The following is a 19,575-nucleotide window of genomic DNA, read 5'->3' as shown; positions in this document are numbered from 1 at the left end:
TCGATGGGTGACGCGCTGCGCCTGGCCTTCGGCACCCTGACGGCCGTCCCCGTCCCTCCTCCCCGCGACCTGGGACGCTCCGTCGCCGGTCGCGCGATGGCGCTCGCGCCATTCACGACGCTTCCCGCGCTCGTGCTGCTCGGTCTGTGGGGCTGGGCCGTGCTGGCCCTCGGCGCCTCGCCGCTGGTGGCGGCTGCCCTCCCGCTCGTGGTGCTCTCGCTGCTCACCCGCGCGATGCACCTGGACGGGCTGGCGGACACGGCGGACGGGCTCTCCGCCTCCTACGACCGCGCCCGGGGCCTCGAGGTGATGCGGCGCAGCGACATCGGGCCGAGCGGAGTGGCCGCCGTCGTCCTCGTGCTGGTCGTCGAGTTCGCTGCTCTTGCCGAGGTGTTCGCTGGGTGGTCCGGTCTCGTGCTCGGTGCCCTCGCCCTCGTCGCCAGCCGCCAGGTGCTGGCGTGGGCGTGTGCGCGCGGTGTGCCGGCCGCTCGGCCGGAGGGCCTCGGCGCCACCGTCGCCGGGTCGGTCCCGCGTGCCCTCGCCGGCGGCGCGACCCTTGCGCTGCTGCTGGTGGCGGGCGCGGCCACCTTCGCGGTCGGGACGGGATGGTGGCGCGGACCGGTTGTCGTGGCGGCCGCGCTGCTCGCGGGGGCGGCCGTCATACGACGTGCGGTCAGTCGGTTCGGCGGGATCACCGGCGACGTCCTCGGCGCGACGGTCGAGGTCTCCTTCGCGGTGTCGCTGACCGCCGCGGCCCTGCTGACCTGAGTCGCCTGGTCTGCTCTGTCGCCGGGCCGAGTCCACGAACCCGCGAACTTCGCACGCCACCAGCCGGCCAGAGCGGGCCGAGTCCACGAACCCGCGGACTTCGCACGCGGGTGTCCCGGTCAGGGGGCGAGGCGCACCAGGGAGGTGTCGAAGTGGTTGAGCCGGCGCGGTGATCCGTCGTCGTCCACAACCACGATGTCCTCGATGCGGACGCCGAACCGACCGGGCAGGTAGATGCCCGGCTCGACCGAGAACGCCATCCCCGGCTCGAGCGGCCGTTCGTTGCCTGCCACGAGGTAGGGCTCCTCGTGGACCTCCAGACCGATGCCGTGGCCCGTGCGGGTGATGAAGTACTCGCCGTAGCCGGCCTCCTCGATGACCGTGCGGCTGGCCGCGTCGACCGAATCGCAGCTGCTGCCCGCCCGGGCCGCGGCGACGCCGGCCTGCTGGGCCCGGCGCACGACCTCGTGGACGGTCTCGAGCTCGCGGTCGACGGGAGCGCCGACGACGTAGGTGCGGGTGCAGTCGGAGCAGTAGCCGGCCGGCGTCGGGCCGCCGATGTCGACCACCACCGAGTCACCCTCGCGGATCGTGCGCTCCCCGGCTTCGTGGTGGGGACTGGCGCCGCTGGGCCCGGAACCGACGATGACGAAGTCTGCGGTGGCGTGCCCCTCCTGCACGATCGCGGCCGCGATGTCGGCCGCCACGTCACGCTCGGTGCGACCGGCCCACAGCCACTCGCCCATCCTCGCCTGCACCCGGTCGATCGCCGCTCCGGCGGCCGCGAGCGCCGCGACCTCGTCGCCGCTCTTGCGCATCCGCAGCTCGCTTATCGTCGGGCCGGCCAGCCGCAGCCGCGACCCGTCCACCGCCGCCTGGACCCGTAGCAGGTGTCGGGCCGGCAGGTCGTCGTCCACGCCGAGCACCCGCGCAGCAGCCGGCAGGAGCGAGGCCAGCAGGGCATGCGGGTCCTGCCCGTCCAGCCAGGTCACCGCCTCGACGCCGAGGGCGTCGGTGGGCACACCGTCCCAGCCGGGCCGTTCGAGCGCCGGCACCAGCAGCCGTGGGCTCGCGCCCGGGACGATGACCAGACACGTGAGCCGCTCGTGCGACGGCACCGAGTGGCCCACCAGGTAGCGCAGGTTCGCCCCCGGACCGACCAGCACCGCGTCCAGGCCCGCGCGTTCGGCCTCGGCTGACAGTCTCCCCAGGCGCTCGACGAGCGCGTCCGTGGAAGCGCGTGCGGACAGGGCTGGGTCGCGGTCGAGGGCAGCAGGCTCAGACATGCCTCGAGGTTAGCCATTGCGGTGTTCGGACGAACCGAGCGTGGCGCGGCAGGGCGCCCACCCGGCACACGGGCAGCGGTTCAGTCCTCGCGCACCTGGACCTCGACGAACGGAGGCTTGACCACGGTTGCGGCGACGTCGCGACCGCGCACGTCCACGACTACCTCGTCGCCCTCGGAGACCGCTCGGTCGAGCAGCGCGAGTCCGATGCCCTCCTTCAGGGTCGGCGAGAAGGTGCCGGAGGTGACCGTGCCGACCACCGCGCCGTCCGCGTCCTTCACCCCGCAGCCGGCGCGCGGTATGCCGCGTCCGGTCACCTTCAGGCCACGGGAGAGCGGCGTCTTCTTCTCCGCCCGCTCCGCCTCGAGCGCCTCCTTGCCCCAGAAGGTGTCCTTCTTCCAGCCCACCGCCCAGCCGACGCGCGCCTGGACCGGCGTGATCTCCAGGCTCAGCTCGTGACCGTGCAGGGCGTAGCCCATCTCGGTGCGCAGCGTGTCGCGGGAGCCGAGACCACAGGGCAGCCCCTGGTAGGGGGCGATGGCCTCGGTGAGGGCGTCCCACAGCTCGGCGGTGTCGTTCCAGCGCGGCACGAGCTCGTAGCCCTGTTCGCCGGTGTAGCCGGTGCGGCAGACGATGACCGGCCTGCCCTGCCAGTCCGCCTCCACGAACGACATGTAGTCGTGCCCCGTGGGCAGCCCGAGCGACTCGAGGACGTCCTTGCTGCGATGCCCCTGCACCGCGATGATGCCGAACTCGTCGTGGCGGTTCTCGACGCTGATGCCCTCCGGGGCAGCCTCGGCGAGGAGCCGGCAGACCTCGGCGGTGTTGGCCGCGTTGGGGATCAGGAAGACGTCATCGTCGGCCTTGAGGTAGGCGATCAGGTCGTCGACCACGCCGCCATCCTGGGTGCAGCAGAGGGTGTACTGCGCCTTGCCGACCTCGATGCGGTGCAGGTCGTTGGCCAGGCAGGAGTTCACGAACTCCACGGCTCCCGGCCCCGTGACGCTGGCCTTGCCCAGGTGGCTCACGTCGAAGATGCCTACCCGTTCACGGACCGCGGTGTGCTCGCGCACCACCCCACCCCCCGGGTACTCGATCGGCATCTGCCAGCCGCTGAAGTCGGCCATCTTGGCGCCGAGGGCCAGGTGGCGTTCGTGCAGGGGCGAGGTCTGGAGTGGCGCATCGGTCATGAGCGACACGGTAGCGGCAGGGGCGGCGAGCTGCCCGGTATCCTCGCGGTGGGTCCCTCGAACCGGGCGACCACACCACCGAACCAGAGGACTCATCTGTGACGACCGTGACCGTCTCCGACCGACCTGCCGGCGCCGCCAAGGCGGACGCCCTCGTGCTGGCCTCCGTCAAGACCGACGGCGGAGCCGAGCTGGCCGCCGGCCACGGGCTGTCCAAGAAGGCCGCCGCCCACGTCAACGTCGCGCTGAGGAACACCCAGGCAGGTGGCAGCCCGGACGAGCTGGTGCGGTTGTCCGACGTGCCGGAGGTCGCCGCCCCGCTCGTGGTCGTGAGCGGCCTCGGCGCCGCCCCGGAGAAGAGCGGGTTCACCGCCGAGACGCTGCGCCGCGCCGCGGGTGCGGCGACCCGGTCGCTGTCCGGCAGCGCCAAGGTGAGCGTCCGCTTCCCGGGCTCGGACGCTGCTCTCGTGGGAGCGGTCGCCGAGGGCGCCCTCTTCGGCGCCTACGCGTTCCTGGAGCACCGTGGAGAGTCCGCCAAGCGCGCGAAGGCGCCGGTCAAGGCCGTCATCGTGCACACCGACGGCGCGAAGGACCGGGGGGTCAAGGCCGCGGTCAAGCGCGCGGGCGTCCTCGCCGGCCACCAGAACTATGCACGCGACCTGGTCAACACCGCCCCCAACCTGCTCTACCCGCAGACCTTCGCCGAGTCGGTCCGGGCTCGCGCGGCCGGCACCGCGGTCAGCGTGCGGGTCATGGACGAGAAGGCGCTGGCCAAGGCCGGCTGCGGCGGCATCCTCGGAGTCGGTCAGGGCTCGGCCCGTCCACCCCGCATCGTGACCCTCACGTACAAGCCCGCCAAGGCCAGGGCGAGCCTCGCCTACATCGGCAAGGGCATCACCTTCGACTCCGGCGGCCTGTGCCTCAAGCCCGGCGCCAGCATGGTGACGATGAAGTGCGACATGGCCGGTGCCGCGGCCGTCGCCGCGGCCATCTTCACCATCGCCGAGCTCGGCCTGCCGGTCGCGGTGACCGGCTACCTGTGCCTCGCCGAGAACATGACCGGATCCAACGCCCAGCGCCCGGGCGACGTGGTCACCATGCGCGGCGGCAAGACGGTCGAGATCATCAACACCGACGCCGAGGGCCGGCTGGTCATGGGTGACGGGCTGGCTCTCGCCTCCGAGAAGCAGCCGGACGCGATCGTCGACATCGCCACCCTGACCGGCGCGGCGGTGATGGCACTCGGCCACCGCACGTCGGCGGTCATGGCCAACGACGACGACCTGCGCGAGCGGGTGCACGCCGTCGCGACCGGCGCCGGCGAGTCGATGTGGCAGATGCCGCTGGTCGAGGAGGTCCGCTCGGGCATGGACTCCACGGTCGCCGACTTCAAGCACACCGGCGACCGGGTGGGCGGGATGATGGTGGCCGCGACCTTCCTGTCGGAGTTCATCGGCAAGGACAAGGCTGGCCGGCTGATCCCGTGGGCGCACCTGGACATCGCCGGTCCCGCGTTCAACGAGTCGGCGGCGTTCGGCTACACCCCCAAGGGAGGCACCGGCTACGGCGTCCGCACCCTGGTCGGCCTGGCCGAGGACCACGCGGCGAAGTAGCCCCCGCCACGCCGCTCGCACGTCCACGAACGAGCCAGGGCGCGGACCCCACTGGGGAGTCCGCGCCCTGGTCGTTGTTCCGGTGGGTCGTCCGGTCCGTCCCGAACAGGTCAGCCGCTCTTGCGGCGGAACATCTGCTGCGCACCACTGGTCTCCGGCGCATGGGGGCCGTGGACCTTGCCGCGCTCGGCGTCGTCGGAGACGTCCCTGCCGGCGTGCGCCTGCTTCTTCTGCAGGGCCTCGCGGAACTTACGCTTCACGTCCTCCCCCGGACCGTGACCACTCGGCTTGGACTCTGCTGACATGCGGGCCTCCTCGTGCATCGCTGACACGCACAGCCTCGCACGGACCTCCGCCGGGGACCACCGGTTAGATCCGGCAATCTCGGGGCACGGGCGGCAACCCCGCGGAGTCAGCCCTTGCGCTGCCGGGAGTTCCACTCGCGCATGCGCGAGGGATAGCCGGTCTGGTGCACGTCATACACGGGTATGCCGAGTGCCCGCCCCAGCTCGAACCCTGCGTCCCTGGAGGGCACGGCACGGCGGGTCCACTCCCCGTCGTGGGCGATCAGGATCACGGTGGTGGCGCTGACGTTGGTCGGCGGCTCGACGTACGCCTCGACACCGCGGCGTGACTGCGCGAACGACTCCAGGTGGGTGCGCACCTTGGCCACGTCGATCGACATGTCCGGCCCGTCCACCGGCCGCCGGCGGTGGTGGCCCCCACCGGCGTCAGCTGTGCGGCGCGCTCGCCTTCGGCTCCACCAACCCATGGCAGAACTGTATGCGAAACGGGCTGCCCACCGGGGCGACCGGGACCGGACACGGTCGAGCCCTGCGTGACACCGGGTGGTCCAACAGTGACAAGATGCTCCTGACGCCCGCCGCGTCGCCGCCGACAGCGCGCTGCCGGAAACGACCTCCGGGCGACCGTTTTCTGTTAGACGAACACGTGTCAGATGCGCACGCAAGGGAGCGTTGGCCGATGCCGGCAGCAGCCGAGAAGACCTACGACCTCGTCGTCCTCGGCGGGGGCAGCGGAGGCTACGCCTGCGCGCTGCGGGCTGCCGAGCTCGGGATGTCCGTGGCGCTCGTCGAGAAGAACAAGCTCGGTGGCACCTGCCTACACATGGGCTGCATCCCGACCAAGGCCCTGCTGCACGCGGCAGAGGTGGCCGACACCGCACGCGACGGCGAGCAGTTCGGCGTGCGGACGACGTTCGAGTCGGTGGACATGGCGGGCGTCAACAAATACAAGGACGGCGTCGTCAGCCGCCTCCACAAGGGGCTGCAGGGCCTGGTGAAGGGCAAGCAGATCGACTACGTGGAGGGCGAGGGCAAGCTCGTCGCCAAGGACACGGTCGCGGTCGGCGACCGCGCCCTGGTCGGCAAGCACGTCGTCCTGGCCACCGGCTCCTACGCCAAGACCCTGCCCGGTCTCGAGCCGACCGGCCGGATCATGACCAGCGACCAGGCGCTCTCCCTCGACGAGGTGCCCGGGCGCGTCGTCGTGCTCGGCGGCGGCGTGATCGGGGTCGAGTTCGCTTCCATCTTCAGGTCGTTCGGCTCCGAGGTGACGGTGATCGAGGCGCTGCCCAGGCTGGTGGCCCTCGAGGACGAGGCGATCTCCAAGCAGCTGGAACGCTCCTTCCGCAAGCGCAAGATCACCGTCAGGACCGGCGTGAAGTTCTCCGGCGCCACCCAGTCCGACGACGCGGTCACCGTCTCCCTCGAGTCCGGTGACACGGTCGAGGCCGATTTGCTGCTGGTCGCCGTCGGGCGCGGCCCGGTGGCCGGTGGCCTGGGCTATGAGGAGGTGGGCGTCGCGATGGACCGCGGCTTCGTCCTCGCCGACGAGCGCTGTCGGACCAACGTCGAGGGGGTCTACGCGGTCGGTGACATCGTGCCCGGTCTGCAACTGGCACATCGCGGCTTTGCCCAGGGAATCTTCGTCGCGGAGGACATCGCGGGCCTCAGCCCGGCGCCGATCGACGAGGCGGGCATCCCCCGCGTCACCTACTGCGACCCGGAGATCGCCTCGGTCGGCTACACCGAGGCCCAGGCGAAGGAGAAGTTCGGTGAGGTCGAGACCTACGACTACAGCCTGGGAGGCAACGGCAAGTCCCAGATCCTGCAGACCCAGGGCTTCGTCAAGCTGGTCCGCGAGAAGGACGGTCCGGTCGTCGGAGTCCACATGATCGGGGCCCGGATGGGCGAACAGGTCGGGGAGGCCCAGCTCATCGTGAACTGGGAGGCCCTCCCGTCCGAGGTCGCCGCGCTGATCCACGCCCACCCCACCCAGAACGAGGCGCTCGGCGAGGCCCACCTGGCCCTGGCCGGCAAGCCTCTGCACGCCCACGCCTGATCGACTACCGTCCGAGAGTCACCTCACACCGTCCCAGGAGAGAAGCAGATGTCTGAACGCGTGACCATGCCGGCCCTTGGGGAGTCGGTCACCGAAGGCACCGTGACACGCTGGCTGAAGAGCGTCGGCGACACGATCGAGGTCGACGAGCCGCTGCTCGAGGTCTCGACCGACAAGGTCGACACCGAGATCCCGTCGCCCGTCGCGGGCACCCTCCAGGAGGTCCTCGTCGAGGAGGACGAGACCGTCCCGGTGGGTGCCGACCTCGCGGTCATCGGTGAAGGGGACGCCGAGCCCTCCAGCGACTCAGGTTCGGACGAGGTCGGGGACTCGGGTCCCGACGATTCCGACGACTCCGGGGCGCAGGAGTCTTCCGACGACTCCGGCAAGCAGGAGAGCGAGCAGGAGCAGCCCGCGCAGGAGGCAGGCGACGAGCAGCCCTCGAGCGGTCAGTCCTCGGGCGACTCCGAAGGTGGTTCCGGCGGCGATTCCGGTGGTGGTGAGGGCGAGAAGGTCACCATGCCGGCTCTCGGCGAGTCGGTGACCGAGGGCACCGTGACCCGTTGGCTCAAGCAGGAGGGCGAGCAGGTCGAGGTCGACGAGCCGCTGCTGGAGGTCTCGACGGACAAGGTCGACACCGAGATCCCCTCTCCGGTCGCCGGCACCGTGACCAAGATCCTGGTGGCCGAGGACGAGACCGTCCCGGTCGGCACGGACCTCGCCATCGTCGGCGGAACCGCCGGGGGCGGTGGCGGCTCGGACACGGAGAGCAAGCAGGAAGCTCCGAAGGAGGAGGCTCCCACGGAGGAGCCCAAGCGGGAAGCTCCCAAGGAGGAGCCCAAGGAGGAGCCGAAGCAGGAGGCCCCCAAGGAGGAGCCCAAGCAGCAAGCTCCCAAGCAGCAGGTCCCCAAGGAGGACGTCCCGAAGGAGGAGGCCGCCACGGGGCACGCGCCGGTGCCCGCTGGAGGCGACGCCTCGGCATACGTCACGCCCCTGGTGCGCAAGCTCGCCGCCGACAACGACATCGACCTGGAGTCCGTCAAGGGCACCGGGGTCGGCGGGCGGATCCGCAAGCAGGACGTGCTCGACGCGGCGAAGGCGGCCAAGGAGAGCGCCCAGCAGCGCCCGGCTGCCCCCGAGAGCGCTCCGGCACCGGCCCCGACGCGCGGCGGCAGTCTCGCCGAGGCGGTGTCCCCCAAGCGGGGCACCACCGAGAAGATGTCGCGGTTGCGCAAGGTCATCGCCATGCGCATGGTCGAGTCGCTGCAGACCTCGGCCCAGCTCACGACGGTCGTCGAGGTGGATGTCACCAAGATCGCCCGGTTGCGCGCGAAGGCGAAAGCCGGCTTCGAGGAGCGGGAGGGCGTCAAGCTCAGCTTCCTGCCGTTCTTCGCGCTGGCCACCGTGGAGGCGCTCAAGGTGCACCCCAGCCTGAACGCGAGCGTCGAGGACGACTCGGTCGTCTACCACCCGAGCGAGAACCTCGGCATGGCGGTCGACACCGAACGGGGCCTGCTCGTCCCGGTGGTGAAGGACGCCGGTGACCTCAACATCGCCGGGCTGTCGCGCAAGATCGCCGACCTCGCCGAGCGGACCCGCACGAACAAGATCACGCCGGACGAGCTCGGCGGCGGCACGTTCACGCTGACCAACACCGGCAGCCGCGGGGCGCTGTTCGACACCCCGATCATCAACCAGCCGCAGGTCGGCATCCTCGGCACCGGCGCAGTGGTCAAGCGCCCGGTCGTGGTCACCGACGTCGACGGCGGCGAGACGATCGCGATCCGTTCGATGGTCTACCTCGCGTTGACCTACGACCACCGGATCGTCGACGGTGCGGACGCGGCGCGGTTCCTCATGACGATCAAGGAGCGGCTCGAGGAAGGCGCCTTCGAGGTCTGACCCACCGGCGCCCAGCGGGCGGTCCCGACGGCGGCGCGGATGTCCTCACGGGCGGCCGCGCCGCTGCCGTGTCCCGCGGCCCGCTCGGCGGGTGGCTCCTCGTCGTCCGTCAGCTCCAGCCGGCAATGCGCCAGCCCTGACCGGTCCACCGCAGCTCGAAGACGGTGCGGGCGTCCTGTGTCCGCGGGGTCGTGGCGACGGGTTGTCCGTCGCGGACGATGCGGTATGCCGATCGCCCCACCCGCGCGCGGATGCGCACCCGGTCCGGTGACGCGGACAGCACGCTCGCCTGGCTGACGGTGAAGGTCAGGCCGACGTAGCGCGCTCCTGCCTCACGCACCCGCCGCAGGTCGCGTCGGTCCCGGGCCAGGGCGGACGAGTCCGGGGCGAGCACCCGCGTCAGCCGGTCCGGCGAGCCCAGCCGCCAGGCCCTCGCCCGCCCCTCGACCAGGCTCGTAAGGACCCGGCGGGGAGCGGTGCGCGCGGCCGCCCGCTGCGCCACGGGGTCGACCTGATCGGTCGCGTGGGTCCTTCGCGGCGCCGGGCGGCCGGCGCCGGACGGTGCCGGCGTCGCGGTCACGGCACCGCCCATGCCTCCACCAACCAGCTGGGACGTGACTCCCCCGCCGTGGCCCGAGTGCCACCACCGCGCCCCAACGCCCAGGCCGGCCCCCAGCACCACTCCCGAGACGGCCGCCCCGACCAGGACGCGGTGCAGTCGCCGCCGGTGCCTGCCCGTGCCCTGCGCCGGTGGTCCCGGTGCCTCCGCACCCGACCGAATCCGGTAGGTGATGCCGAGCGCCGGGTCGAGACCCGGCGCGAGCCGCACCGGCGCGGCCTCGGCGGCGTCGAACAACGTCGTGGCCAGCTCGTCCGCGCTCGGACGCCGGCTCGCGTCTCCGGACAGGGCACGCTCCACCACCTCGACGACGGCGTCAGGTGTGCCCGGTGCATCCGCCAGCAGCGGCTCGCGCACGGCGGCCGGCGCCGGTGGCTGCCCGGTGAGGCAGTACCAGGCGAGCGCACCGAGCGAGTAGACGTCGGAGGCTGGACCCGGCAGGGCACCGTCCAGCAGCTCCGGAGCGACGAATCCGGCTGTGCCGTGCGCACCGTCGCAGGGCTCGCCCGCGATCCGCGCCACCCCGAGGTCGGCAACCAGGGGCCGCCCGTCCTCGCTGAACAGGACGTTGCCGGGTGAGAGGTCACCGTGCACGATCGCTCCACGGTGCAGGTCTCCCATCGCGGCGGCGACCGGCGACAGCGCGGTGACGAGCTCGCCGGGGCTCAGGTGCCCGCGCGCGGAGACCAGGTGCGCCAGCGAGCCACCCCCCGCCAGCTCGAGCACCAGCGCCAACCGCGCGGCCGAGAAGTCCGGCCGCTCGCCACCGGGCTCGGCCGGGGGCAGGAGGACGACCTCCAACAGACGCAGCACGTGTTCGTGCGTGATCTCGCGCAGGAGGGCCGACTCCCGCACGGCGCCGTCGAGGTCACCGGTGCCCGGCTGCACCAGCTTGATCGCGCGGGGCGGCCCTCCGCCGCTCGGCACGGCCGACCAGACTTCGCCGGAGGCGCCACGGCCCAGCAGCGAACCGATGGCGTAGCCCGGGACCTGCGGTGTGCCCATCGGTCCACCCTCCTTGCCTGCCGCCGTCGGCCGGCCCGCACCAGCCGTGCCGACTCCGCACTATGTCGCGAAACGGCGCCGCCCCGTGCGCTCTGTCCACAGGGCCGCGGCTCTGGAAACGAGGGCGCGCTGCGGGAGTGCCGGCCCTCCGCCGAGAGCAGATCTGCCACAGGCAGATTCGCTTCCACACGAGGTGACCATCGGCGCAGGGTGGAAGACCTCGGGCGGCGAGCGGCCGCCATACGACGCCAAGGAGGACCTCATGACCAGCCCACCGGACACCCGCCGGCTGATGCCACGCCTCGCTGACGGTGAGACCTCACCCACGCCCTTCGACGACCACCTGGCGACCGAGCTGCTGCGCCAGCGGATCATCGTCCTGGGCACCCAGGTCGACGACGTGTCGGCCGGTCGGGTCTGCGCCCAGCTGCTGTTGCTGTCGGCCGAGGACCCGCGCAGCGACATCAGCCTCTACATCAATTCACCGGGTGGTTCGGTGACGGCCGGGATGGCGATCTACGACACGATGCGCCTCGTCCCCAACGACGTCTCGACCATGGCCATGGGTTTCGCCGCGAGCATGGGCCAGTTCCTGCTCTGCGTCGGGACGAAGGGCAAGCGCTACAGCCTGCCGAACGCGCGGATCATGATGCACCAGCCCTCCGCCGGGATAGGCGGCACCGCGGCCGACATCGCCATCCAGGCCGAGAGCCATGAATACACCAAGCACGCCATGGAGCGCCTCATCGCCGAGCACACGGGTCAGACCGCCGAGACCATCGCCGCGGACAGCGACCGTGACCGATGGTTCACGGCCGAGCAGGCGCTGGACTACGGCATGGTCGACCGGATCGTGGAGACCCTCACCGACGTCAGGCCGATGCCGGCGCAGCGAAGGGTGGGTCTGTGATGGCCGGGCAGTACACCATCCCCACCGTGGTCGAGCGCACGTCGACCGGCGAGCGGTCCTTCGACATCTACAGCCGCCTGCTCTCCGAGCGGATCATCTTCCTGGGCACCGAGATCGACGACGGCGTCGCCAACGTCGTCATCGCCCAGCTGATCCACCTGGAGTCGGAGAACGCCGACAGGGAGGTCGCGATCTACCTCAACTCCCCCGGCGGTTCGTTTCCCGCGCTGATGGCGATCTACGACACGATGCAGTTCGTCCGTCCGCCCATCTCCACGTTCTGCGTCGGGCAGGCGGTCTCGACCGCCGCGGTGCTGCTGGCCGCGGGAACACCGGGCCGCCGGTTCGTGCTGGAGCACGCCAGGGTCCTCCTCAGCCAGCCCGCCGCCGGCGGACAGCAGGGCACGGTCTCGGACCTGTCGGTGCAGGCCAAGGAGGTGCTGCGGATCCGTTCCCAGGTCGAGGACGTGCTCACCCGGCACACCCCGCACGACACGGCACGGCTGCGCGCCGACATGGACCGCGACAAGGTCTTCACCGCCGCGGAGGCCGTCGACTACGGCCTCGCCGACGAGGTGATCACCAGGCGCGAGGACGCGGCTTCCTGAGGCCGATCCGCGACGAGGTCTGGCTTGGTGCGTCCCGGCTCCACCCGGCACCAGCGGGTCGCTGCCGTCAGGCGGCGAGCGTGACCTGGCTTCCCGGTCCCTGCACCCGGTCGGGAGGGCTCGCGGGCCGGAGCGTATGACGTGTGGTCAGGTCGAGCGTCCGGCCCACCGGCGAGACCGCCTCAGGCTCCTGCTCGGCCGGTGGTGCCAGCAGTGCGTCCGCCCGGTGCACGACCTCGGCCAGCGTCAGGCCGAGGGCGTGCGCCGCGGCGGCGAGGATCTCCGACGACGGCTCCTTGCGACCGCGCTCGATCTCGGAGAGGTAGGCCATCGAGATCTGCGCCTCGTCGGACACGTCGCGCAGGGTGCGGCCCTGGCTCTGCCGTTCGACGCGCAGGACCTCGCCGACCACGTGACGCCACAACGGCTCCCGGCGGAGACGTCGCACGCGGCGCGCGCCCGGCCGGTGCAGGGCAAGCACCCCGGATGGTTCGGACATGCTGCCTCCCACGGTCGCGACCTCGACCACCGACTCCGGCGTCCTCCTCACGGTACGACGCCCGTGACGCGACCGGGCAACCCTTTGCGCCATCGGCGTAACCGTCCGGTCTTCTCCGTTGTTGCGGCGAGCTCGTGCCACCGGCTGCGCGTTTGCCGCCGAAACCAGGGGACCGCGCAGCGCTCAGGAGGCGGCGGCCTCCGAGAAGTTGCGGCGGTACTGCTGCGGGCTGACCGTCACGGCGCGCACGAAGTGAGTGCGCAGCGTATTGCTGTTGGCAAAACCGGTGCGCGTCGCGATCTGCTCCACCGACAGGTCGGTGCTCTCGAGCAGCTCCTGCGCCCGCCGCACCCGCCGGCTCTGCACCCACTGCAGGGGCGTCTGTCCGGTGGCACGCACGAAGTTCCGGTGGAAATGGCGGCGGCTCAGCGATGCTCGACGGGCCAGGTCGGCCACGGTGAGCGGTTCGTCCAGGTGACTGCTGACCCACTCGAGCATGTCACCGAAGACCGCAGGTGGCGGCACCGGTTCGGTGTCGCGGTCGACGTACTGCGCCTGCCCACCCTCGCGCTGCGCCGGGATCACCATCCTCCGTGCCACCGACGCGGCGACACCGGCACCGAAGTCGTGTCGCACGAGGTGCAGGCACAGGTCGATGCTCGCGGCCGTGCCCGCAGACGTCAGGACCGTGCCGTCGTTGTCGGTGAACAGCACGTTGTGGTCCACGTGCACGCGCGGGTAGCGGGCGGCGAAGTCGTCGAGGTTCATCCAGTGCGACGTGGCGCGCCGGCCGTCCAGGAGGCCGGCCGCCGCGAGGACATAGGAGCCGCTGCACAGCGAGGCGATGCGGGCGCCGCGGTCGTGGGCCCTCCGCAGGGCCTCCAGCAGGGGCTGCGGCGGCTCGATCTGGACGACGCGGTCGCACGCCGGCACGATGACCGTGTCCGCCTCGTCGAGGTAGTCCAGCCCGCTCTCGGGGTGGACGTGGAAGCCGCCGGTGGTCGACAGGTCTCCTGCCTGTCCGGCGACGAATCTGAAGTCATACCAAGGGTCCACCAGGTCACTGCGGTCGATGCCGAAGACCTCGCAGGGCACTGCGAGCTCGAAGATGGGCAGTCCGCGGGTGACGACCACCGCCACCTTGTGAGGGCGGCGTCCGGACCGAGGGGCACGCTTGGCGGCAGGGCTGTTGTTGGCGACCGATACCATGGCACAAATCATGGCAGAGGCGGCATTGATGCCTCTATCGAATTTTTCGCCGCCGCCACACGCTGGGATGTATGACGCACCTCGCCGCGCGCGCCGCCGGCGCCGAACCCGCCGCCAGCACGAAGGACTCGGGCCTGTCCTTCTCCTCGGGTCTGGCCTTCTACCTCGGCGCGATCCTCGGCACCGGAGTCCTCGCGCTGCCCAGCCTCGCAGCCCGCACCGCGGGACCGGCCTCACTGCTGGTCTGGGCCGGCCTGATCACCGCCTCCGTCCCGATCGCCTGGACCTTCGCGTCACTCGGTGCCCGCATGCCCGATGCCGGGGGCGTGTCGACCTACGCCAGGCGCGCCTTCGGCGACCGGGTGGCCGGAGCGATCGGCTGGTGCTTCTACCTCACCATCCCGGTCGGCATACCGGCGGCGGCCCACTTCGCGGGCGACTACACGGCCCACTCGTTCGGTGGCGGCCGCGTGACGGCGCTCGTCACGACCGGACTGATCATGGTGACCGTCATCGTCGCCAACGCCCTCGGCTTGCGCACGTCGAGCATGGTGCAGCTCGGTGTCGCCGCGGTGTTGGTGATCATGCTGGTCGCAGCCGTCGCCGTGGCCATCCCACACGTGGACCTCGCTCGCCTGCAGCCTTTCACCCCGCACGGCTGGAGTGCGATCGGGCAGGCCTTCGGTTTGGTGGTCTGGGCCTTCTCCGGTTGGGAGGACATGAGCCACCTCGGCGGCGAGTTCCGCTCCCCGGCAAGGGATCTGCCGCGGGTGACGGCAAGCGCTCTGGTGGTCGTCGGTGTGCTCTACCTCGGGCTGGCCGTCACCACGGTCCTCGCGCTGCCCACCGACGCCGCGCAGGGGCGCGCGCCACTGGCCGCCCTGCTCGCCTACGGCCTGGGCGGTGCGGCAGGGCCGATCACCGCGGGACTGGCGGTCGTGCTGACCCTCGGGGTCGTCAACGCCTTCGCCGCCGGCTGCGCCAAGCTCGGTGCTGCCCTCGGCCGGGACGGGAGCCTACCGGCCTGGCTCGGTCAGGGCGCGGCGCCGGGCGAGACTCCTCGGCACAGCCTGGCCGTCCTGGCCGTCCTCGCGTTCGCCGGCTTCGCGGTGCTGGTCGCCGACGCGGTGTCGGTCACCACCCTGGTGCTGCTCACCACGTCGGCCCTCGTCACCGTCTACGTGGTGGCCATGGCCGCGGCGCTGCGCCTGCTGCCCGGCCGTGGCGAGCGAGTCGTGGCCGCCGTGGGTCTGGCTCTGGTGGGGCTGGTGGCCACGACCTTCGGCTGGTATCTGCTCTGGCCCGCGGGCATCGCGCTGGCCGCTCTCGCGTGGACGCACCGGCCGTCGCGCTCCCGCAGCCCGTGGCCGGGCCCACCGGTGGCGGTGGACGGGCGCGCCGGGGTCGGAGAGCCGCGTCCGCCAGGTCGAGCCACCACCCGGCTGGTGGCCGAGTGCTGCCCCGCGCGGCCGCACGGAGAAGCATGACGTCCGTGCACACGGGAGACTTGGCCCATGGTGGAGCAGGCCGACGACCGGTTCGTCGCCTTCGGGCCGGAGCACTGGCTGATCCTCGGCCTCTTCGCGGCGGGCTGTGCCGCGGCCGTCCTCGTGGGCCTGCGCCTGACGGGGCCGTCGCAGGTGTGGTTCCGGCGCGTCGCCGGGCTGGCGATCCTGGTGATCTGTGGCCCGTTCCAGACGATCAACTGGGTCAACGCCGTCGGCGCCTGGCGCACCGGGCTGCCGGTGCAGATCTGCGACTTCGCCTGGATCGTCGCGGTGGTCGCCCTGCTGACCGGCAGGGCCACGTGGTCGGCGGTGCTCTACTACTGGGGCCTCACCCTCACGGTGCAGGCCGTGGTGACCCCGGACCTCGGGAGCGTCTTCCCGCAGGTCCAGTTCTTCGGCTACTGGGTGCGGCACGTGCTGGCGGTGTGGGCGGCCTGCTACCTGGTCGGTGCCGGCAAGGGACCCGACTGGCGTGGCTACCGATTCACCCTGGCCCTGACCGCGGTCTGGGCGGCCGCCGTCATGTCGCTCAACTTCGCCGTCGGCAGCAACTACGGATACCTCAACGCCAAGCCCGTGAGCGCCTCGATCCTGGACGTGCTGGGCCCGTGGCCCTGGTATGTCGTCGTCGAGGCCTTGCTGATTGCCGGCGCCTGGGCGCTGCTCACCTGGCCGTGGAACCGCAAGGCATCCGCTCCGGTCACCCACCAGGAGTCGTGACTCACTCCGGTGGGCGGATGGTCTCGACAGTGCTGCCGACGGCGCTCACCCGGGCCGCGTCGATGACGTCCATCACGTGTACGGCGTCGTGCGGGTCGACCGGCATGGCCGCCTGGACCTCGCGGAAGTCGCCGCGCCCGAGGGCCGCTGCGACCGCGCGGTAGAAGTCGGCCTGCTCGGAGGGGACGCGCAGGACCGGCACGCGCGACTCGCCGGTGTAGATCCAGCCGCAGTGTTCGCCGTCGGCGTCAGCGGTGTCGGGGAAGACGTTGATCTCGCCCTCGAAGTCGCCGAGGACGAAGGCGCCCTCACGGCCGAGCAGCCGCACCCGTGGGCCCGGCGCGCCCGCCACGGACATCGTGCCCAGGTGGGACACCGCGCCCGATGCGTGGTGGCAGGCGAGGAACGCGTCATCCTCCGCAGTGGTCAGGTGGGAGGCCAGTTCGGCGTAGACCCGCTCGACGGGGCCGAAGAGCTCCACCGCCCCGTCGACCAGGTGTGACTGCAGGTCGAGCAGCAGGCCGCCGCCCTGCTCGGGTGGCATGGTCTCGCGCCAGCGAGTCAGCGGCGTGGGGCGCCAACGCTCCCAACGCAGTTCGAGCCGGTAGGTCTCACCGAGGCGGCCGCTCCGCACGACCTCGCGGAGGGTGGCATGTTCCGGGTCGTAGCGACGGTTCTGGAAGACCGTGAGGGGCACGTGCGCCCCCGCCGCCGCGGCGACGACCTCGCGGGCCTGCGTGGCGTCGACGCCGAGAGGCTTGTCGACCACCAGCGCGATCCCAGCCTCGACCACGGCGAGCGCCTGCGCCGCGTGGTCGCCGGTCGGCGTGGCCAGCACGACCAGGTCGAGGCCATCGACCGCCAGGAGTGCGTCGAGCTCCGGCACGACCTGCGCGCCCGGGTGTTCCCGGGCCACCTGCTCCGCTCGCGAGGCGTTGCTGGTCGCGACGGCCGCGACCGTCATACCGACTGCCGCGATCGGCGCGGCGTGCAGGTGGCGCCCGGCCAGGCCGTAGCCCGCGATCCCCACTCGTGTCATCGCTCTCCTTCGGTGGCGCCGACGGTGGCGGCTGTCCGGCCCACGGCGCCCATCTCGTGCCGGCCCTTCGGGCGGTCCAACCGACTGGGCCACCAGATCACCGAACCGACCTCGTGGACGACCGCGGGGACGAGCAGCGAACGGACGACGAGAGTGTCGAGCAGGACACCGAAGGCCACCAGGAACGCGATCTGCAGCAGGAACAGGATCGGGATGACCGACAGTGCCGAGAACGTCGCGGCCAGCACCACTCCGGCGCTGGTGATGACGCCTCCGGTGACCGCCAGGCCCACCAGCACACCCGGTCTGGTGCCGCGGTGTCCCGACTCCTCACGCACCCGGGTCATCAGGAAGATCGAGTAGTCGATGCCGAGCGCGACGAGGAAGACGAAGGCATACAGAGGCAGTCCCGGATCGGCCCCCGGGTAGTCGAAGAGGTGGTTGAAGACCAGGGCGGAGACACCGATCGTGGCGGCGAACGAGACCACGTTGGCCACCACCAGCAGGATCGCTGCGAGGACCGACCTCAGCAGCAGCATGAGCACCACGAGGATGACCGCCAGGATGGCGGGGATGATGACCCGCAGGTCACGCTTGCTGGCGTCGCGCACGTCGAGGTTGGCGGCGGTGTCGCCGCCCACGAGCACGTCCGTGCCCACGGCGTCGAGCTGGGTGCGCATCTGCTTGACCGCGTCGATCGAGGCCTGGCTGTCCGAGCCGGACTGCAGCGTCGCGTCGACCAGGACGCGTCCGTCCACGACCTTCGGCGAACCGCCGTCGTTGCCACCGGACACCGACACGTCCTCGACTCCGTCGACCTGCTTCGCGATCGAGGCGACCCGGTCGGCCTGGTCGGCGGGCGCGATGATCTCGACCGGTGTCCCGGAGCCTCCCGGGAAGTGGTGCTCGGCCATGACGTGTTCGCCGGTCACCGACTCGACCGGGTTGCGGAACAGCTCGGCCTGGGTCGTCCCGCTCGCCCGGAAGGTCGGCACGAAGGCCCCGCAGATGAGCAGCACGACCAAGGTGGTGACCCAGGTGCGGCGGGGGTGGCGACCCACCATGCCGGCGACCCGCCCCCAGATGCCACGCCGTCCGACGGAGTCCTCCGAGTGGACGTGGTCGACGTGCGGGATCAGCGGCCAGAAGATGCGCCGGCCGAACAGCATCAGCACCGCCGGCAGGAAGAGCAGCGCTGACAGCAGCGCACCGGCGATCCCGAGGGCGCCCACCGGTCCCAGCCCGCGGGTGCTGCCGAGGTCGGACAGCAGCAGGCAGAGCAGGCCCAGGATCACCGTCGAGCCGCTGGCGACGATCGGCTCGACGGCGGCACGCCATGCCGCCCGCATCGCAGTCCACTTGCTTTGGTGGTCGTGCAGCTCCTCGCGGTAGCGGGCGACGAGCAGGAGCGCGTAGTCCGTTGTCGCCCCGACGACGAGGATGAACAAGATCCCCTGGGTCTGCCCGTTCACGTCCAGGGCACCGTGCTTCGCGAGCGGGAAGACCACGAGGGCCGCGAGCGACAGCCCGAGCATCGCGCTGAGCAGCACCGTGACCGGCAGGATCGGGCTGCGGTAGACGATGAGCAGGATCACGAAGACCACGATGAGCGCGACGAGCAGCAGGATGCCGTCGATGCCCGAGAAGGCGTCCACGAAGTCCGCGAGGATGCCGGCCGGTCCGGTCACGTAGACCTTGAGCCCGTCCGCTTCGAGGGTCTTCTGCGCTGCGGTGCGCATGGCCTGTGCGCCCTCGTACAAGGGAGTGGTCCCGGCGACGGCCTTGCTCGCCTTGTCGGCGTCGAGCAGGACCGGCACCATCAGCGCTTCCCCGTCGGCACTCGGTATGGCTTGGCCCGGTGGCGCCACGAGATACTGGCCCAGCCTGTGGTCGTCCACCGCGAAGGGCAGCGTCGGTATGCGTTGGACGAAGTCCTGCACGGCCTGCCGGTCGGCCGGGGTCAGGCCCGAAGGACGCTCGACCACGAGGAAGTAGGGCAACGCCTCGACCGGGGCGAAGGAGCGCGCCAGCTGGCTCACCTCGGTCGACTCGGCCGACGCCGGCAGGAACGAGGCGTTGTCGTTCTTCTGCACCTCCGACAGCCGGCCCACGAGCGGACCGCCGACTCCGGCCACCGCCAGGAAGCCGACGAGCACCAGCGCCACGACGACCGACCGGAGGATCCGCTGGCGGCGTGACAGCCCGGCGCGCTCGGCGGATCCCTGCTCGGGCCTGAGGTCGGTTCGGGCCATGGCGGGACCCTCCTCGGGTCGACGGTCTGTCCGGGCGACAGCCTAGGGGCAGCGAAGCGGTCGATGCGGGCGCGTAGTCTCGT

Annotated in this window: 17 protein-coding genes; 8 read left to right on the top strand and 9 right to left on the bottom strand. The window is 71.6% G+C overall.

What is annotated here, in order from left to right:
- Nucleotides 1-3 precede the first annotated feature (3 nt).
- Nucleotides 4-768 (top strand): adenosylcobinamide-GDP ribazoletransferase, encoded by a 765-nt coding sequence (locus FCN22_RS03995; RefSeq protein WP_137120222.1) that lies wholly within the window; start codon nucleotides 4-6, stop codon nucleotides 766-768.
- A 119-nt stretch (nucleotides 769-887) separates the two neighbouring features.
- Here the strand turns inward: FCN22_RS03995 and FCN22_RS03990 are convergent, their stop codons facing one another.
- Both FCN22_RS03990 and gcvT read right to left on the bottom strand, forming a co-directional pair.
- Nucleotides 888-2,054 (bottom strand): M24 family metallopeptidase, encoded by a 1,167-nt coding sequence (locus FCN22_RS03990; RefSeq protein ID WP_137120221.1) that lies wholly within the window; start codon nucleotides 2,052-2,054, stop codon nucleotides 888-890.
- Nucleotides 2,055-2,134: 80 nt separating this feature from the next.
- A complete protein-coding gene (gcvT, locus tag FCN22_RS03985; RefSeq protein ID WP_137120220.1) occupies nucleotides 2,135-3,244 on the bottom strand; it encodes a glycine cleavage system aminomethyltransferase GcvT in 1,110 nt (369 codons plus the stop codon).
- Nucleotides 3,245-3,342: 98 nt separating this feature from the next.
- Here gcvT and FCN22_RS03980 point away from each other — a divergent pair, with 98 nt between their 5' ends.
- Complete coding sequence (locus tag FCN22_RS03980) at nucleotides 3,343-4,857, top strand: leucyl aminopeptidase (RefSeq protein WP_137120219.1); 1,515 nt, start codon at nucleotides 3,343-3,345, stop codon at nucleotides 4,855-4,857.
- 110 nt (nucleotides 4,858-4,967) lie between these two features.
- Here the strand turns inward: FCN22_RS03980 and FCN22_RS03975 are convergent, their stop codons facing one another.
- Nucleotides 4,968-5,162: a DUF5302 domain-containing protein gene (locus tag FCN22_RS03975; protein ID WP_137120218.1), complete on the bottom strand. Its 195-nt coding sequence runs from the start codon at nucleotides 5,160-5,162 to the stop codon at nucleotides 4,968-4,970.
- A 107-nt stretch (nucleotides 5,163-5,269) separates the two neighbouring features.
- Nucleotides 5,270-5,542 carry a hypothetical protein gene (locus FCN22_RS03970; RefSeq protein ID WP_137120289.1) on the bottom strand — a complete coding sequence of 91 codons (273 nt, stop codon included), beginning with the start codon at nucleotides 5,540-5,542 and terminating at the stop codon, nucleotides 5,270-5,272.
- Nucleotides 5,543-5,841: 299 nt separating this feature from the next.
- On the opposite strand from FCN22_RS03970, the gene lpdA reads away from it, so the two are divergent.
- Nucleotides 5,842-7,221 carry a dihydrolipoyl dehydrogenase gene (gene lpdA / locus FCN22_RS03965; RefSeq protein ID WP_137120217.1) on the top strand — a complete coding sequence of 460 codons (1,380 nt, stop codon included), beginning with the start codon at nucleotides 5,842-5,844 and terminating at the stop codon, nucleotides 7,219-7,221.
- Nucleotides 7,222-7,269: 48 nt separating this feature from the next.
- Complete coding sequence (gene sucB / locus FCN22_RS03960) at nucleotides 7,270-9,123, top strand: 2-oxoglutarate dehydrogenase, E2 component, dihydrolipoamide succinyltransferase (RefSeq protein WP_137120216.1); 1,854 nt, start codon at nucleotides 7,270-7,272, stop codon at nucleotides 9,121-9,123.
- 109 nt (nucleotides 9,124-9,232) lie between these two features.
- Here sucB and FCN22_RS03955 read toward each other — a convergent pair whose 3' ends face one another.
- Nucleotides 9,233-10,747 (bottom strand): serine/threonine protein kinase, encoded by a 1,515-nt coding sequence (locus FCN22_RS03955; protein ID WP_137120215.1) that lies wholly within the window; start codon nucleotides 10,745-10,747, stop codon nucleotides 9,233-9,235.
- A gap of 262 nt (nucleotides 10,748-11,009) precedes the next feature.
- Between FCN22_RS03955 and FCN22_RS03950 the strand changes: the two genes are divergently transcribed.
- Together FCN22_RS03950 and FCN22_RS03945 are read left to right on the top strand one after the other, a co-directional pair.
- Nucleotides 11,010-11,657 carry a ClpP family protease gene (locus FCN22_RS03950; protein ID WP_137120214.1) on the top strand — a complete coding sequence of 216 codons (648 nt, stop codon included), beginning with the start codon at nucleotides 11,010-11,012 and terminating at the stop codon, nucleotides 11,655-11,657.
- On the top strand, nucleotides 11,657-12,265 hold the full coding sequence (locus FCN22_RS03945) for a ClpP family protease (protein ID WP_137120213.1): 609 nt from the start codon (nucleotides 11,657-11,659) through the stop codon (nucleotides 12,263-12,265). Before FCN22_RS03950 ends, FCN22_RS03945 begins: the two co-directional genes overlap by 1 nt.
- Before the next feature lie 67 nt (nucleotides 12,266-12,332).
- Here FCN22_RS03945 and FCN22_RS22490 read toward each other — a convergent pair whose 3' ends face one another.
- Complete coding sequence (locus tag FCN22_RS22490; RefSeq protein WP_137120212.1) at nucleotides 12,333-12,764, bottom strand: helix-turn-helix domain-containing protein; 432 nt, start codon at nucleotides 12,762-12,764, stop codon at nucleotides 12,333-12,335.
- Nucleotides 12,765-12,947: 183 nt separating this feature from the next.
- Entirely contained in the window at nucleotides 12,948-13,973 is a 1,026-nt protein-coding gene (locus FCN22_RS03935; protein ID WP_137120211.1) for a GlxA family transcriptional regulator, read from the bottom strand.
- Between the two features lie 71 nt (nucleotides 13,974-14,044).
- On the opposite strand from FCN22_RS03935, the gene FCN22_RS03930 reads away from it, so the two are divergent.
- Complete coding sequence (locus FCN22_RS03930; protein ID WP_137120210.1) at nucleotides 14,045-15,460, top strand: APC family permease; 1,416 nt, start codon at nucleotides 14,045-14,047, stop codon at nucleotides 15,458-15,460.
- A gap of 27 nt (nucleotides 15,461-15,487) precedes the next feature.
- A complete protein-coding gene (locus FCN22_RS03925) occupies nucleotides 15,488-16,201 on the top strand; it encodes a YwaF family protein (RefSeq protein ID WP_137120209.1) in 714 nt (237 codons plus the stop codon).
- Between the two features lies 1 nt (nucleotide 16,202).
- Here the strand turns inward: FCN22_RS03925 and FCN22_RS03920 are convergent, their stop codons facing one another.
- Entirely contained in the window at nucleotides 16,203-17,240 is a 1,038-nt protein-coding gene (locus FCN22_RS03920; RefSeq protein WP_137120208.1) for a Gfo/Idh/MocA family protein, read from the bottom strand.
- Nucleotides 17,237-19,492, bottom strand: a complete 2,256-nt coding sequence (locus FCN22_RS03915) for an MMPL family transporter (RefSeq protein WP_137120207.1) — start codon at nucleotides 19,490-19,492, stop codon at nucleotides 17,237-17,239. The genes FCN22_RS03920 and FCN22_RS03915 overlap by 4 nt, the downstream gene beginning before the upstream one ends.
- Nucleotides 19,493-19,575: the final 83 nt, after the last annotated feature.

This window comes from Segeticoccus rhizosphaerae, from assembly GCF_005222685.1.
Taxonomy (GTDB): domain Bacteria; phylum Actinomycetota; class Actinomycetes; order Actinomycetales; family Dermatophilaceae; genus Segeticoccus; species Segeticoccus rhizosphaerae.
The sequence above is the reverse complement of the archived record's forward strand: the minus strand, read 5'-3'. Positions and strand labels throughout refer to the sequence as shown.

Coding starts and splice junctions, on each gene's coding strand:
- FCN22_RS03995 (WP_137120222.1), top strand. CDS start 4: ATGGGTGACGCGCTGCGCCTGGCCTTCGGCACCCTGACGGCCGTCCCC.
- FCN22_RS03990 (WP_137120221.1), bottom strand. CDS start 2,054: ATGTCTGAGCCTGCTGCCCTCGACCGCGACCCAGCCCTGTCCGCACGC.
- gcvT (WP_137120220.1), bottom strand. CDS start 3,244: ATGACCGATGCGCCACTCCAGACCTCGCCCCTGCACGAACGCCACCTG.
- FCN22_RS03975 (WP_137120218.1), bottom strand. CDS start 5,162: ATGTCAGCAGAGTCCAAGCCGAGTGGTCACGGTCCGGGGGAGGACGTG.
- FCN22_RS03970 (WP_137120289.1), bottom strand. CDS start 5,542: ATGTCGATCGACGTGGCCAAGGTGCGCACCCACCTGGAGTCGTTCGCG.
- lpdA (WP_137120217.1), top strand. CDS start 5,842: ATGCCGGCAGCAGCCGAGAAGACCTACGACCTCGTCGTCCTCGGCGGG.
- sucB (WP_137120216.1), top strand. CDS start 7,270: ATGTCTGAACGCGTGACCATGCCGGCCCTTGGGGAGTCGGTCACCGAA.
- FCN22_RS03955 (WP_137120215.1), bottom strand. CDS start 10,747: ATGGGCACACCGCAGGTCCCGGGCTACGCCATCGGTTCGCTGCTGGGC.
- FCN22_RS03950 (WP_137120214.1), top strand. CDS start 11,010: ATGACCAGCCCACCGGACACCCGCCGGCTGATGCCACGCCTCGCTGAC.
- FCN22_RS03945 (WP_137120213.1), top strand. CDS start 11,657: ATGGCCGGGCAGTACACCATCCCCACCGTGGTCGAGCGCACGTCGACC.
- FCN22_RS22490 (WP_137120212.1), bottom strand. CDS start 12,764: ATGTCCGAACCATCCGGGGTGCTTGCCCTGCACCGGCCGGGCGCGCGC.
- FCN22_RS03935 (WP_137120211.1), bottom strand. CDS start 13,973: ATGGTATCGGTCGCCAACAACAGCCCTGCCGCCAAGCGTGCCCCTCGG.
- FCN22_RS03930 (WP_137120210.1), top strand. CDS start 14,045: ATGACGCACCTCGCCGCGCGCGCCGCCGGCGCCGAACCCGCCGCCAGC.
- FCN22_RS03925 (WP_137120209.1), top strand. CDS start 15,488: ATGGTGGAGCAGGCCGACGACCGGTTCGTCGCCTTCGGGCCGGAGCAC.
- FCN22_RS03920 (WP_137120208.1), bottom strand. CDS start 17,240: ATGACACGAGTGGGGATCGCGGGCTACGGCCTGGCCGGGCGCCACCTG.
- FCN22_RS03915 (WP_137120207.1), bottom strand. CDS start 19,492: ATGGCCCGAACCGACCTCAGGCCCGAGCAGGGATCCGCCGAGCGCGCC.